Source organism: Streptomyces sp. NPDC058955 (assembly GCF_042741435.1).
GTDB lineage: Bacteria > Actinomycetota > Actinomycetes > Streptomycetales > Streptomycetaceae > Streptomyces.
The window spans coordinates 1-14502 of the sequence record NZ_JBHYKM010000155.1; the positions used below are offsets into that span (position 1 = coordinate 1).

A 14502-nucleotide genomic window follows, 5' to 3' on the forward strand; every position below is an offset into this window, starting at 1 on the left:
CCGGAGGCGGGCCGGTCCGAGGCGCCCGGCGCGACCGCGACGCCCGACACCTGGCCGGACCCCTCGGCGGTCCTGCTCACCGCGCTCGGCCCCGGCCCCCGTCTGTGGGAGCGGGCCGTCGACCATCCCGAGGCCCTGGTGGTCCGGCTCGGCACCGCCGATCGCGCGGAGCTGTCCGGGGTGCCCGTCACCGTCGGGCTGCGCGAGGCCGGGTCGCTCGGCCTGGCCGGTCCCGCGGACCGGCTGACCGGGCTGGCCCGGGCCGTGGTGGCCCAGCTGGCGGCCCTGCACTCCCCCGCCGACCTGGAGATCGTCCTCGTCAGCGCCGACCGGAACCGTCCCCTGGAGGAGCGGCGGCGGGCCTGGGGCTGGCTCGGCTGGCTCCCGCACGTGCGGCCCGCGCACGGCCAGGACTGCCGGCTGCTCCTCGCGTACGACCGCGAGCAGGCCCAGGCCCGTACGGCCGAGCTGACCCGGCGCCTCGACGACGGGCCGCTGGGGCCCGGCTGGGCCAGCGCGGACCGGGCCGCGGTCGCGGAGGCCGCCGCGCGGTACGCGGGCCCGGCGACGGTCGTCGTCGTGGACGGCGACCCGGGCACGGCCGCGCTGCGCGAGACGGTGGCCCGGCTCGCCGGGGCCGGCGCGGCGGCCGGCATCCATCTGATCTGCCTCGCCGAGGCACCCTCCGCCTCCCCGGCCTCGCCGGTCGCCGCCACCTACGAGGCGGCCTGCGCGGCCTCCCTCGCCTTCCGCGAGTGCGGGGCGGCGGCCCTGCTCAGCGGGGACGTGGCCACGGCGCTGCGGCTGCTGCGGACGTCCGGCGGGCGGGTCGCGGGCCATGGCACGGTCGGGGTCGTGGACGCGGTCTCGGTCGCCTGGGCGGAGCGCTTCGGGCGGGCGCTGGCCCCGCTGCGCACGGCCTCCGCGGCGGCCGCCCCCGGGCGGGCCGCCGCCCTGCCGCCGTCGGCGAGGCTGCTGGACGAGCTGGGCCTGGCCCGGGCCACGCCCGCGTCCCTGATGGCCCGCTGGGCGTCCGCCGGGGAGGGCACGGCCGTCCTCGGCGCGGGCCCGCGCGGCCCGCTCTCCGTGGACCTCACGGCGGAGGGCCCGCACCTGCTGATCGAGGGCCCGGCGGGCAGCGGCCGTACGGAGCTGCTCCGGGCCGTCGCCGCCTCCCTCGCGGCCGGCGGCCGCCCGGACCGGCTCGGGCTGCTCCTGGTGGACGGCGCGGGCGGCGAGCGCGGCGAGGGACTCGCGGCCTGTACGGAGCTGCCGCACGTCACCGAGCACCTGGTGGCGTCGGACCCGGTCCGGATGCGGGAGTTCGCCCAGGCGCTGGGCGCGGAGCTGAAGCGCCGCGCGGAGCTGCTGGGGGACGCGGACTTCGCCGACCGCCGGAGCACGCGCGCGGTGATCGGCCAGCGTGGCGCGAGCGCCGCCGAGGCGGTCCCGCAGGGCGTCCGGGCGGGCCTCCGGCTCCCCGACGCCTCGGACCTGGGCGACCGGCCGAGCGGCCGCACCCTGCGCACGGGCGCGGGCGCGGTGGGCGACAGCCCGCCGGGGGTCCGCACGCCGTACCAGGGCGCGGAGGACCTCGCCGACCGTCCCTCGGCCCGTGTCCCCCGCCCCGCCGACGCCTCCGACGAGCTGCCGTCGACGCCCAGCGACCGCCTGGGCGGCCGCGCGCACGTGGGCGACCTCCCGGCCACCTTCAACGGCCGCCTGGGCGGCCGCGCCGCCGACCTCCCCACCCGCGCCAGCGGCCGCACCCTCCGCACCGACGACACCCTCCCGGGCCCCGAGGACCTGAGGGAGACCCCGAGCGCCCGTACGGCGTACCCGCGCGCGGGAGACGTCCAGGGCGCAGCGAGCGGCCGGACGGCCCCTCCGGGCGCGGGAGACGTCCAGGGCGCGGCGAGCGGCCGCGCGGCCTACCCCGGCACCGAGGACGTCACCGGCGCGTCCAGCAGCCGCACCCCGTACCCGAGCGCCTCCGACCTCTCCCGTACGCCGAGCGCCCGGACGGCGTACCCCCGCTCCGGAGACGTCCAGGGCCCCGCGAGCGGCCGTACGGCGTACCCGCGCGCGGGTGACGTGCAGAGCACGACGAGCGGCCGGACCGCGCACCCCGGCGGCGGCGACCTCGCGCGGACGCCGAGCGCCCGGACCCCGTACCCGGGATCCGGCGACGTCCCGGGCACGGGCAGCGGCCGTACGGCGTACCCCGGCTCCGGGGACATGGAGCGGGGCGGCGCGCGTGTGCCGCGGCCGGGGAGCGAGGAGGACCACCTGTCGCGGGCCGCCGCCGGCCGGGTGCCGCTGCCGCGGCTCGTCGTGCTGGTGGACGACTTCGACGCCCTCGTCGCCCCCGCGCTCGGCGCGCCGGGACGGCCCGCCGCCGGGTCCGTCGTCCGGGCCCTGGAGGCGGTCGCGCGGCACGGCGAACGGCTCGGGGTGCATCTGATCGCGACCTCGGCCCGGCCGGACCGGACGGTCGACACCGACCTGGCGCACGGCGCCCGGCTCCGCGTGGTCCTGGACGCCCCGGCGAGCGTGCCGGGGCCCGACGTGCCGGCGCCCGGGCGGGGCCGGCTGGGGCACCCGGACGGGCGGGTGACGCCGTTCCAGGCGGGCCGCATCACCGGCCGGATCCCCCGGACGGCGACCCTGCGGCCGACCGTCGTCCCGCTGGAGTGGGAGCGGATGGGCGACCCGCCCGCCCGTCGCCCGGTCCGCGAGCTGGGCAACGGCCCGACGGACCTGGCCCTGCTGGCGAGCGCGCTCGACCGCGCCGCCCGCTCGGTGGAGGCCGCTCCGGTCCCGCCGCTCACCCACGCCTGACCCGGGCCTGACCCGGGCCTGGCCCGGGGCGGGGCGTCAGGCCCGGCTCACGCCCCCGGCGACAGCGTCCGCAGCCCGGCCACCGCCGCGCGGGCGAGGTCGTCCACGTACCCCTTGGGGAGGTCCGTGCGGACGACGACGAGGCGCCAGTAGAGCGGGCCCACGACGAGGTCGAGGGCGCGGGCCGGGTCGGTGCCCTCCGGGAGTTCGCCGCGGGCCACCGCCTCGCGGACGATCTGGGCGACGACGCCGTCCTGCCCGTCCAGGAGCGCCGTGCGGACGGGTTCGGCGATCTCCGGATGCCGCGCGGCCTCGACGAGGAGTTCGGGGATGACCTGCGAGGCGATCGGGTGGCGCAGGGCGTGCGAGGCGACGGTGAGCAGCGCCCGTACGTCCCCCTCCAGCGAGCCGGTGGCGGGCGCCGGCAGGCCCTGCGCGGCGACGGCCCCGACCAGGTCGAGGACGAGGGCGAGCTTGGACTTCCAGCGCCGGTAGACGGCGGTCTTCCCGACCCCCGCGCGGCGCGCGATGCCCTCGATGGACATCCGGGCGAAGCCGACGGCGGCGAGCTCCTCGAAGACGGCGGCGCGGATGGCCTCGGTGACGTCCTCGCGGAGCACGGCGGCTCCGGCGGGAGCGCGGCGGGGCGTGGGGGTGCTCATGAACCGCATCCTAACCAACGGTGACGTCACGACGATACGGTTGCGTTCCGACGTCGACCCGGCCTAGTCTCGCTCCAGCGACGATACGGATCCGTCCCGACGCAACAGACGCGTCCCGACGTGCCGGAACACCGCGCCGGCACACCCCACACGGGGGCACCCGCACGGGAGCGCCCCGCCCTCCGTCGAAAGCGCCCGCACGTGACCCTGACACTGCCCCCGCCGCCGACCACCGCCTCCACGCCCGGCCCGACCCCCACCCCGCCCCCACCACCGGCCCCCGACGAGGACCTCCGGGCCCTCGCCCGCCGCCACGGCCTCTCCGTCAGCGGCGCCCGGCCGTCGCTCCCCGCCTACGTCCGGCAACTCTGGGCCCGCCGCGACTTCATCGCCGCCTTCGCGACGGCCCGGCTGACCGCCCAGTACAGCCAGGCCCGGCTCGGCCAGCTGTGGCAGCTGATGACCCCGCTGCTCAACGCGGCCGTGTACTACCTGATGTTCGGCGTCCTGATGGACGTCCAGCACGGCATCCCGGACTACCTCCCCTTCCTCCTGACCGGCGTGTTCGTGTGGACCTTCACCGCCAACACGCTGACCGCCGGCACCCGCGCCATCAGCGGCAACCTCGGCCTGGTCCGCGCCCTGCACTTCCCCCGCGCGAGCCTGCCGCTCTCCCTCGCGCTGCTCCAGCTCCAGCAACTGCTGCTGTCGCTCGCCGCGCTCGTCGTGATCCTGCTCTGCTTCGGCGAGTTCCCCACCTGGAGCTGGCTGCTCGCGGTGCCGGCGATCGCGCTCCAGGCCCTCTTCAGCGCCGGTGTCTCGCTCGCGCTCGCCCGGCTCGCCGCCCGCACCCCGGACATCAGCCAGCTGATGCCGTTCGTGCTGCGCACCTGGATGTACGTCTCGGGCGTGATGTGGTCGATCGGCTCCATGGCGTCGAGCGGCCGCTTCCCGGACCGGCTGGTCCTCGCCCTCCAGTGCAATCCGGCGGCGGTCTACATCGACCTGGTCCGCTTCGCCCTCGTCGGCAGCTTCACCGCGGACAACCTGCCGCCCCACGTGTGGGCCCTGGCCGCCGGCTGGGCGGCACTCGCCTTCGTCGGCGGCTTCGTCTGGTTCTGGAAGGCGGAGGAGACGTACGGCCGTGGCTGACCGGGGAACGACGCACGCGGGGACGGCACCGGGGGACCCCACCGTCATCGCCGACCGCGTCCACATCGCGTACACCGTGCCGACCGGCCCCGGCGGCAGCCGCCGGGTGCACGCCGTGAAGGGCGTCGGCTTCGTCGCCCGGCGCGGCGAGGCGATCGGCCTGATCGGTTCGAACGGATCGGGGAAGTCCACCCTCCTGAAGGCCATCGCGGGCCTCCAGCCGATAGAGAGCGGCGCTCTCTACACCCGCGGCCGCCCCGCCCTCCTCGGCGTCGACGCGGCCCTCATGAACGACCTCTCCGGCGAGCGGAACGTGATCCTGGGCGGCCTCGCCATGGGCATGAGCCGCAAGGAGGTCGCGTCCCGGTACGACGAGATCGTCGACTTCTCGGGACTCAGGCGACCCGGCCACGAGGACGACGACCCGCTCGCCCGCCCCATGCGCACGTACTCCTCCGGCATGGGCGCCCGCCTCCGCTTCGCCATCTCCGCGACCACCCGCAGCCACGACGTGCTCCTCATCGACGAGGCCCTGGCCACCGGCGACGCCGCCTTCCAGCGCCGCAGCCGCCGCCGCATCGACGAACTGCGGGCCGCGGCGGGCACGGTCTTCCTCGTCGCCCACGCGCACACGACCATCCGGCAGACCTGCGACCGCGCGCTCTGGCTGGAGGCGGGGACGCTCCGGATGGACGGCCCGGCGGACGAGGTGGTGGCGGCGTACGAGGAGTTCACCCGCTCGGGAAGCACCCCCCAGCCGCCCGCCTGACACTCGGGAAGCACCCCCACCCGCCCGCCTGACGCCCGGGAACCACCACCCACCCGACCGGCTCCATCCAGCCGAAAAAACAGGGCAAACGCCACCCAACCGACCTACGGTCGGAGCGTGACGACGCCCGATCGCCCTCGCTCCCGCGCCTCCGGCCCCACCTCCCCCGCACCCCCCTCGCTCACCCGCTCGCCCTTCGAGTCGGACACCTTCACGTCCGCCACCTTCGTCACCGTCGGGAGCGGCCCGGCCCTCGCCCTCGCCGCCGTCTGGCTGCTCACGCGCGTGGGCATGCTGGCGCTGCTCGCGAGCGACAGCCTCGGCGTCGGCGGGGTCGGCCACGAGGTCCAGCTCCTCTACCGCCACTGGTACGGCCTCTTCGCCGACGGCGCCTTCCCGCCCGCCGACCCCGCCTGGCAGTACCCGCCGGGCGCCGGCCTCGTGATCATGGCGCCGGGGCTGCTGATGCCCTGGCTCGGCTACACCCAGGCGTTCGTCGTCCTGACCCTGCTCGCCGACGCCGCCGTCACCCTCGGGCTCGCCGTCGCCGACCGCTCCCGGCTCACCCACGGCGCCTGGTACTGGGTCTGCGCCCTGCCGCTCCTCCTCCACCTGCCGCTGGCCCGGTACGACGTGCAGGCCACCGCCCTCGCCGTCCTCGCCCTGCTGTTCCTCAAGGGCCGCTCCCCTGCCGGCCACCGGCTCGGCGGCGCGCTCGCCGGACTCGGCGCCCTGGTGAAGGTGTGGCCGGCGCTCGCGCTGATCGGCACACCCCGGGGCCGTACCACCCGCGAGGCGTGGACGGCCGCCGCCGTCACCGCCGGCGCCCTCCTCGGCGTGCTCGCGCTCTGCTTCTCCGGCTCGCTCGGCTTCCTGCGCGGGCAGGGCGCCCGGGGCGTCCAGGTCGAGTCCCTGGGCGGCACCGCGCTCGCCGTCGCCCGCGCGGCCGGACTGTGGCCGGGGTCGGCGGAGGTCCGCTACGGCGCCTACGAGTACGTGGGCCCGTACGTCTCCACCCTCGGCCACCTCCTCCTGCTGCTGACCGTCGCCGCCGTCCTCTGGCTGGTGTTCTGGCGGCTCCGCGCCACCCGCTGGACCGAGGCCACCCCGCTCGACGCGGCCCTCGCCGCGGTGCTGCTCCTCACCGTGACCAGCCGGGTGATCAGCCCCCAGTACCTGGTGTGGCTGCTCGGCCTCGCCGCCGTCTGCCTCACCTCCCGCCGTACGGTGATGCGCCCGGTGGCCCTGCTCCTGCTCCCCGCGGCGGCGCTCAGCTCCCTCGCGTATCCGGTCCTCTACGCCGACGTCGTCGTCGGCACCCCCCTCGGCGTGACGGTCATGGTGCTGCGCAACGGCCTCCTCCTCGCCGCGGCCGCCGTCGCCGCCCACCGCCTGTGGCGGGCCACGGTCGCCCCCGTACGGGAATAGCCGAAGCCCCGCCGGACGGGCAGTCCGACGGGGCTTCCTCACCGCATCGCGCGACTAGCTGTGCGTGCGCAGCAGCGTCCGCATCGTCCGCATGGCGACCGACAGGTTCGCCAGGTCGAAGGTGTCCGAGCCCTGGATCTCGTCCAGGGTCGTCCGCGCCCGGCCCAGGATCGCCGCGTTCTTCTCCTCCCACGCCTTGAAGCGCTCCTCCGGCGTCGAGGTGCCGTTGCCGGCGACCAGGACGTCCGAGGTCAGCGCCGCGTGGGCGGCGAAGAGGTCCTCGCGGATGGAGGCGCGGGCCATGGACTGCCAGCGGTCGGCCCGCGGCAGCTCGATGATCCGGTCCATCAGGCCGGTGATCTTCAGCCGGTCGGCCAGGTCGTAGTAGACCTCGGCGACGGCCAGCGGGTCCTTCTCGATGCGGTCGGCGATCGCGACGATGTCGAGCGTCGGGAAGGCGGACGAGAAGCCCGCGACGCGCACGGCCAGCTCCTCCGGCACGCCGAAGCCGGTCAGCTCGTCGAGGATCGAGCGGTACCACTCCTGGTCCGCGCCGCGCAGCAGCTCCGGCAGCTGCGCCCAGACCTGCTCGACCCGCTCCGCGAAGAAGTCGATGGTCTCGCCGATCGCGAGCGGCTGCGGCCGGTTGTTGAGCAGCCAGCGGGTGCCGCGCTCGACGAGCCGGCGGGAGTGCAGCCGCATCCGGGTCTGGACCTCGGCCGGGACCTTGTTGTCCAGGGCCTCGACGGCGTCCCAGACCTCGCCCAGCCGGAAGATGGTCCGGGCCGCGGTCTGCGCCCGCACGATCTCCTCCAGCGACGCGCCGGTCTCCTCGCGGAGGCGGTGCAGGAAGGTCGAGCCGCCGGTGTTGACGGTGTCGTTGACCAGGACGGTGGTGATGATCTCGCGGCGCAGCGCGTGCCCGTCGACGGCCTCGCCGAACTTCTCGCGCAGCAGCGTCGGGAAGTAGGCGTGGAGCAGGCCCGCCAGGTACGGGTCGTCGGGCAGCTCGGTGCCGATCAGCTCGTCGGCCACCGTGATCTTGGTGTACGCGAGGAGGACGGCGAGCTCGGGCTGGCTGAGGCCCTTCTCGTTGCCCAGGAGCTCGCGGATCTGCCGGTCGTTGGGCAGGAACTCCAGCGAGCGGTCGAGCGCCCCGTCGCGGCCCAGGCGGCGCATGAAGCGCTGGTGGGCGTGGAGCAGGGACGGCGACTGGGCGACGGCGTTGGCCAGGGCGGTGTTCTGCGCGTAGTTGTTGCGCAGGACGAGCCGGCCGACCTCGTCGGTCATCTCGGCGAGGATCTTGTTGCGCTGCTTGACGGTCATGTCGCCCTCGGCGACGAGCCCGTTGAGCAGGATCTTGATGTTGACCTCGTGGTCGGAGGTGTCGACGCCGGCGCTGTTGTCGATGGCGTCGGTGTTGATCTTGCCGCCCTCGCGCTCGGGGCCGCCGGCGCGGGCGAACTCGATGCGGCCGAGCTGGGTGGCGCCGAGGTTGCCGCCCTCGCCGACGACCTTGGCGCGGACGTCGTGGCCGTCGACGCGGATGGCGTCGTTGGCCTTGTCGCCGACCTCGGCGTTGGACTCGGCGGAGGACTTCACGTAGGTGCCGATGCCGCCGTTCCACAGCAGGTCCACGGGGGCCTGGAGGATCGCCTTCATCAGCTCGGCCGGGGTCAGCTTGGTGACGCCGTCCTCGATGCCGAGGGCGGCCCGCATGTGGGCGTTGACCGGGATCGACTTCGCGGTGCGCGGGTGGATGCCGCCGCCCGTGGACAGCAGCGAGGTGTCGTAGTCGGCCCAGGAGGAGCGGGGCAGGTCGAAGAGGCGGCGGCGCTCGGCGTAGGAGGTGGCCGCGTCCGGGTTCGGGTCGATGAAGATGTGGCGGTGGTCGAAGGCGGCCACCAGGCGGATGTGCTCGGAGAGCAGCATGCCGTTGCCGAAGACGTCGCCGGACATGTCGCCGACGCCGACGACGGTGAAGTCCTCGGTCTGGGTGTCGTGGCCCAGCTCGCGGAAGTGCCGCTTGACGGACTCCCAGGCGCCGCGGGCGGTGATGCCCATGCCCTTGTGGTCGTAGCCGGCGGAGCCGCCGGAGGCGAAGGCGTCGCCGAGCCAGAAGCCGTAGTCCTCCGCGACGCCGTTGGCGATGTCGGAGAAGGTGGCGGTGCCCTTGTCGGCGGCGACGACGAGGTAGGTGTCGTCCTCGTCGTGGCGGACCACGTCGACCGGGGGCACGACCTCGCCGGCGACCAGGTTGTCGGTGATGTCGAGCAGGGCCGAGATGAAGGTCTTGTACGAGGCGATGCCCTCGGCCAGCCAGGCGTCCCTGTCCACGGCGGGGTCCGGCAGCTGCTTGGCGACGAAGCCGCCCTTGGCGCCGACGGGCACGATGACGGTGTTCTTCACCATCTGCGCCTTGACCAGGCCGAGGATCTCGGTACGGAAGTCCTCGCGCCGGTCGGACCAGCGCAGACCGCCTCGGGCGACCTTGCCGAAGCGCAGGTGGACGCCCTCGACGCGGGGCGAGTACACCCAGATCTCGAAGGCCGGGCGCGGGGCCGGCAGGTCGGGGATGGCCTGCGGGTCGAACTTCATCGAGACGTACGAGTGCTGCCGGCCGTCGCTCGACTTCTGGAAGAAGTTGGTCCGCAGGGTCGCCTTGATGACGGTGAGGAAGGACCGCAGGATCCGGTCCTCGTCCAGGCTCGCGACCTGGTCGAGGGCGCCGTCCAGCTCCTCCAGGATGCCGTCGATGAGCTCGGTGCCGGCGCGCTGCCGGCCCGGGGCCATCCGGGCCTCGAAGAGGGAGACGAGCAGCCGGGTGGTGTGGACGTTGTTGCGGAGGGTGTCCTCCATGTAGTCCTGGCTGAAGGTGGAGCCGGCCTGGCGCAGGTACTTGGCGTAGGCGCGCAGCACCATCGCCTCGCGCCAGGTGAGCCCGGCGGAGAGGACGAGGGAGTTGAAGTTGTCGTTCTCGGCCTCGCCGGTCCAGGTGGCGGCGAACGCCTCCTGGAAGCGCTCGCGGGCGTCGTCGCCGACGTAGTCGCCGCCGTTGCCGGTGGGCGCGGGCATCCGCAGGCCGAAGTCGTAGATCCAGGCGTGGGTGCGGTCGGCGCAGCGGAGCTCGTACGGGCGCTCGTCGGTGACCTCGACGCCGAGGCGGTTGAGGACCGGGAGGACGGCCGAGAGGGAGATCTGGTCGCCGGTCTTGTAGATCTTGAAGCGGCGCTCGCCGGGGCCCGCGGCGACGGGCTCGTAGAGCGAGAGCGCGAAGTCCTTGCCGCTGGCGGCGAGGGCCTCCATGCGGACCAGGTCGGCGACGGCGGCGCGCGGCGAGTGGTCGGCCTTGTAGCCCTCGGAGAAGGCGTTGCCGTAGCGGCGGAGCAGCTCGGCGGCGCGCTCCTCGCCGAACTCGGCGTTGAGGGCCTCGCCGAAGCCGTCGGCCCAGGAGCGGGCGGCCTCGACGAGCCGGGCCTCGATGCGGTCCACGTCGGCGTCGGTGAGGGCGGCGAGGACGGTGCCGGGCTCGACGCGGATGACGAAGTGGAGCCGGGAGAGGATCGACTCGGTGTTCCAGGCGGTGAAGTCGACGGAGGTGCCGTTCAGCTCCTCCTTGAGGATGTCGATGATCCGCAGCCGGACGCGGGTGGTGTAGCGGTCGCGCGGCAGGTAGACGAGGGCCGAGTAGTAGCGGCCGTACTCGTCCTGGCGCAGGTAGAGCCGCAGCCGGCGCCGCTCCTGGAGGTACAGGACGCTGGTGACGATGGAGCGGAGCTGGTCGACCGGGGTCTGGAACAGCTCGTCGCGCGGGTAGGTCTCCAGGATCTGGAGCAGGTCGCGGCCGTCGTGGCTGTTCGGGGAGAAGCCGGCGCCGGCCAGCACCTCCTGGACCTTGCGCTTGACGACGGGGACGCGGCGCACCGACTCGGTGTACGCGGCGGACGAGAAGAGGCCGAGGAAGCGGCGCTCGCCGATGACGTTGCCGGCGGCGTCGAACTTCTTCACGCCGACGTAGTCGAGGTACGAGGGGCGGTGCACGGTCGCGCGGCTGTTGGCCTTGGTCAGGATGAGCAGCTTGTGCTCGCGGGCCTTGGCGCGGGCGTCGGCGGGCAGCCGGCTGAAGGACGGGGAGACCGGGTGGGCGTGGTGGCCGGACTCGCCGTCGGTGTGGTGCGGGTCGGAGCGCAGGATGCCGAGGCCGGTGCCGGGCACGGCGGCGAGGGCGTCGCCGTCGACGAGCTCGTACTCGCGGTAGCCGAGGAAGGTGAAGTGGTCGTCGGCGAGCCAGCGCAGCAGCTCTTGGGCCTCCTCGACCTCGGTGGGCCGCAGGTCGGAGGCGGTGGGCTCGGCGGGCAGGCCGTCGGCGATGCGCAGCGCGGCGTCGCGCATCTTCTCCCAGTCCTCGACGGTCTCGCGGACGTCGGAGAGGACGCGGAGGAGGTCCGCGGTGATCTGCTTGAGGTCGGCGCGGTCGGTCTCGCGGTCGATCTCGACGTGGATCCAGGACTCGGGGAGCGCGTCGTGCGGCAGCTCGCCGTGGATCTGGGTGGAGAGGACCTCGATGAGCTTGCCGGTGATGTCGCGGCGGACGAGGACCTGCGGGTGGATCACGACGTGGATGCCGCGGCCCTGGCGGGAGAGCTCGTTGGTGACGGAGTCGACGAGGAACGGCATGTCGTCGGTGACGACCTCGACGACGGAGTGGCTGCTGGTCCAGCCGTTCTCCTCGACCGTCGGGGTGTGCACCCGGACGTTCGCGGTGCCCTGGGGGCGGTTCTCCGCGAGCCGGTAGTGGGACAGCGCGGCGCCGAAGACGTCGTCCGGGTCGCGGTCCGTGAGGTCCTCGGGGGCGGTGTGCAGGTAGTAGCGCTGGAGGTAGTCGAGCACGGTGTCCCGGTCCGGGCGCTCGCCCTCCGGGCCCGTCGGAAGTCGCCCCCCGACCGGGCTGTGCTCAGCTACGCGGGCGGCCCTCTCGAGCAGCTCGGCCTTTGCTTCGTCCAGCTTGGTCTGCATGTCCTCTGACTCCTGTCGCGCGCCGTTGCGTGACGTCGGTGGGTAGGACAGAACGCCTCGACGCGGTGATTCCGGTCGAAGGAGACGTTATGCCCGGATGGGAGATGCCCGGATCGAAACCGGCCACGAAGAGCGGCGTTTCCGGACGGAGGGGATCGGCGAACGCACGGGCGGCCCGGCCGCGTGAGCGGACCGGGCGGCAGCCGGGGGCCGCACTGCCCCCGCGGCGTATCGCGCTGATCACGGGAAAAGCCTATCGCTCAAGCCCCCTGCCCCGTCATGAGCCGTATGTGTACAAAAGCGGGGGTGGAAGTTTGACGTTCTGGACAGCGACACATGCACTCTTGGCGGATCACGCCGAACGGTGCAGCGTGGACGCCAGCACGACGACGGACGACCATCGCCCAGACCGGGAGAGCCATGGCGAAGATCTTGATCGTGACAGGGGACGCGGCCGAGTCCCTGGAGGTGTTGTACCCGTACCAGCGTCTGCTCGAAGAAGGGTACGAGGTCGACATCGCCGCTCCGGCGCGCAAGCAGCTGCGGTTCGTGGTCCACGACTTCGAACCGGGCTACGACACGTACACGGAGAAGCCCGGCTACACCTGGCCGGCCGACCTCGCCTTCTCCGAGGTCGACCCGGGCGACTACGTGGCCGTGGTGATCCCGGGCGGGCGGGCCCCGGAGTACCTGCGCAACGACCCGGAGCTCCGGAAGATCCTGAAGTCCTTCTTCGACGCGGACAAGCCGGTGGCGCAGATCTGCCACGGTCCGCTGCTGACGGCGGCGGTCGGCGGGCTGGAGGGCCGCCGGGTCACCGCGTATCCGGCCCTGGAGCTGGACATGCAGGCGGCGGGCGCCGACTTCCAGGACTCGGCGGCGGTCGTCGACGGGCTGCTCGTCTCCTCGCGCGCCTGGCCGGACCACCCGACGTGGATGCGCGAGTTCCTGAAGGTGCTGCGCGCGAAGGGCTGACGGCGGGCCGGGGGCGGTCCGCCGGGGCCGCCCCCGTACGCCTCGCCAGGCCGGCCTCGCCAGGCCGGCCTCGCTAGGCCAGCTCCTCCGCGACCGCGACGGCCTCCTCCAGGGAGTCCACGACCGGCACGCCGACCCGCTCCAGCGAGGCCCGGCTGTGCGACCCGCCGGTGAAGAGCACGGCCTTCGCGCCGACGTGGGCCGCCGCCACCGCGTCGTCCGCCGCGTCGCCGATGACGACGATCCGCTCGGCGGGGACGGCGAGCGCCTCCAGGTGCCGGACCATGTTCGCGGACTTGCCTTCGGTGGACCGGTCGGTGCGCCCGTCGACCCGGACGAACCGCTCGGCGATCCCGTGCCGCCGCACCAGCGGCAGCAGCTCGGCGTGCGGCGCGAGCGAGAGCAGCGACTGGGTGCCCCCGGCGGCCTGCCGGGAGGCCAGCAGCTCGGCGGCGCCCGTGGTCAGCCCGCAGCCCTCGGCCCGCTCCCAGTAGTGCCGGTGGAAGGTCCCGTCCATCAGGAGCCACTCGGCGTCGGTGGGCAGCCGGCCCATCAGCCGCTCGTAGAACTTCGGGATCGGGACGGTGTACAGCTCGCGGTACCGCTCCAGCGTGATCGGTTCGAGGCCCAGCTCCGCGAAGGCCGCGTTGGTGGCGCCGATGACGGCGCCGATGTCGTCGAGCAGGGTGCCGTTCCAGTCCCAGACCAGATGCTTCCCCGTGTGGTGCTTCCCCATGGAGCGACGGTACAGGCCGCGGCCTCAGCCGAGCAGGGAGGGGATCTCCTGGACCCCGAACCAGAGCAGCTCGTGGTCCTCGGCCCCGTCCACGACGAACTGCGCGTCGTCGTCGCCCTGGTCGGCGGCGCCGAGCGCGGCGGCCGCGGCGGTGACGTCCTTCTCGGCGTCGTCCGCGTCGGCGTGCACGGCGGCGGCCTTGGCGAGGGCCACGGCGCCGGCGATCCGCACCTCGCCGATCGCGCCGGCGTCGAGCCCGCGGTCCGGGTCGACGGTGGCGTCCCGGTCGGCGATGTCGACGGCGACGACCACCCGGCGCCGCGGCGCCTCCGGGTCGCCCGCGACGAGCCGCAGCGAGGCGGCGGCGGCGCGGCTGAGCGCCGCGTACTCCAGCTCCTCGATGTCATCGGAGACGTACCACTCGCGCAGCGCGGGCGTGACGGCGTAGGCGGTCAGCGGACCGGGCCCCAGCTCGCCCGCCTTGTGCGCCTGTGCGAGACCGGGAAGGGTCAGAGGGACGTACACGCGCATGGCTGGCCGCTTTCGTAGTCGGAATCGCCCTCAGGATACGTCCGGGCCCACCGCCCCGGGATGTCCACCCGTGGACCCTCTTCACCCTGATAGGCGAATCACCCTGCGTACACACCCGGGCACCGTGTGCTCTTGCACGCCGTCCGGAGCCTTCGGTACAAGATCCCCGACATCAAGTTACCGACCGGTATCGCACGGTCGCTCCGCGAAGGGACCCCCATGCCGCACACCGCCACCCACCCCGGCCCGGAAACCCCGCGCCCGCCCCTCCCGGCCACCGCCGAGGGCCTCGCCGCCCGCACCGCCCGCCGCCCCGGCGGCGCCGGCGGGCGCCATCGGCCGACCGTGCCCGGGCAGGGCGGCCCCGGCGCGCGGCCCGGCTGCGCCGGCAC

At 74.4% G+C, this 14502-nt stretch carries 9 protein-coding genes; 5 read left to right on the forward strand and 4 right to left on the reverse strand.

Annotated features, from left to right (window positions below):
- Positions 1–2841, forward strand: a 2841-nt coding sequence (locus ACFW1I_RS35005) for an FtsK/SpoIIIE domain-containing protein (protein ID WP_384677566.1), incomplete at its 5' end; no start/stop codon positions are given.
- 47 nt (positions 2842–2888) lie between these two features.
- Here the strand turns inward: ACFW1I_RS35005 and ACFW1I_RS35010 are convergent.
- Positions 2889–3512 carry a TetR/AcrR family transcriptional regulator gene (locus ACFW1I_RS35010; RefSeq protein WP_384677568.1) on the reverse strand — a complete coding sequence of 208 codons (624 nt, stop codon included), beginning with the start codon at positions 3510–3512 and terminating at the stop codon, positions 2889–2891.
- 198 nt (positions 3513–3710) lie between these two features.
- On the opposite strand from ACFW1I_RS35010, the gene ACFW1I_RS35015 reads away from it, so the two are divergent.
- From ACFW1I_RS35015 to ACFW1I_RS35025, 3 genes are all read left to right on the forward strand, one after another.
- The gene (locus ACFW1I_RS35015) at positions 3711–4655 is read left to right on the forward strand and encodes an ABC transporter permease (protein WP_384677580.1); all 945 of its coding nucleotides are present in this window, start codon (positions 3711–3713) and stop codon (positions 4653–4655) included.
- A complete protein-coding gene (locus ACFW1I_RS35020; RefSeq protein ID WP_384677570.1) occupies positions 4648–5424 on the forward strand; it encodes an ABC transporter ATP-binding protein in 777 nt (258 codons plus the stop codon). Before ACFW1I_RS35015 ends, ACFW1I_RS35020 begins: the two co-directional genes overlap by 8 nt.
- Before the next feature lie 117 nt (positions 5425–5541).
- The gene (locus ACFW1I_RS35025) at positions 5542–6852 is read left to right on the forward strand and encodes a glycosyltransferase 87 family protein (RefSeq protein WP_384677572.1); all 1311 of its coding nucleotides are present in this window, start codon (positions 5542–5544) and stop codon (positions 6850–6852) included.
- Positions 6853–6906: 54 nt separating this feature from the next.
- Here ACFW1I_RS35025 and ACFW1I_RS35030 read toward each other — a convergent pair whose 3' ends face one another.
- Positions 6907–11868: an NAD-glutamate dehydrogenase gene (locus ACFW1I_RS35030; RefSeq protein ID WP_384677574.1), complete on the reverse strand. Its 4962-nt coding sequence runs from the start codon at positions 11866–11868 to the stop codon at positions 6907–6909.
- A gap of 420 nt (positions 11869–12288) precedes the next feature.
- Between ACFW1I_RS35030 and ACFW1I_RS35035 the strand changes: the two genes are divergently transcribed.
- On the forward strand, positions 12289–12843 hold the full coding sequence (locus tag ACFW1I_RS35035) for a DJ-1/PfpI family protein (protein ID WP_031008360.1): 555 nt from the start codon (positions 12289–12291) through the stop codon (positions 12841–12843).
- A 73-nt stretch (positions 12844–12916) separates the two neighbouring features.
- On the opposite strand, the gene ACFW1I_RS35040 is transcribed toward ACFW1I_RS35035, so the two are convergent.
- Together ACFW1I_RS35040 and ACFW1I_RS35045 are read right to left on the reverse strand one after the other, a co-directional pair.
- A complete protein-coding gene (locus ACFW1I_RS35040; RefSeq protein WP_384677577.1) occupies positions 12917–13579 on the reverse strand; it encodes an HAD family hydrolase in 663 nt (220 codons plus the stop codon).
- Between the two features lie 24 nt (positions 13580–13603).
- The gene (locus ACFW1I_RS35045) at positions 13604–14110 is read right to left on the reverse strand and encodes a DUF6912 family protein (protein ID WP_384677578.1); all 507 of its coding nucleotides are present in this window, start codon (positions 14108–14110) and stop codon (positions 13604–13606) included.
- Positions 14111–14502 lie beyond the last annotated feature (392 nt).

Bases quoted from the DNA above. Each gene is read 5' to 3' on its own strand.
- ACFW1I_RS35045 (WP_384677578.1), bottom strand. From the start codon at position 14,110: ATGCGCGTGTACGTCCCTCTGACCCTTCCCGGTCTCGCACAGGCGCAC.
- ACFW1I_RS35035 (WP_031008360.1), top strand. From the start codon at position 12,289: ATGGCGAAGATCTTGATCGTGACAGGGGACGCGGCCGAGTCCCTGGAG.
- ACFW1I_RS35030 (WP_384677574.1), bottom strand. From the start codon at position 11,868: ATGCAGACCAAGCTGGACGAAGCAAAGGCCGAGCTGCTCGAGAGGGCC.
- ACFW1I_RS35040 (WP_384677577.1), bottom strand. From the start codon at position 13,579: ATGGGGAAGCACCACACGGGGAAGCATCTGGTCTGGGACTGGAACGGC.
- ACFW1I_RS35010 (WP_384677568.1), bottom strand. From the start codon at position 3,512: ATGCGGTTCATGAGCACCCCCACGCCCCGCCGCGCTCCCGCCGGAGCC.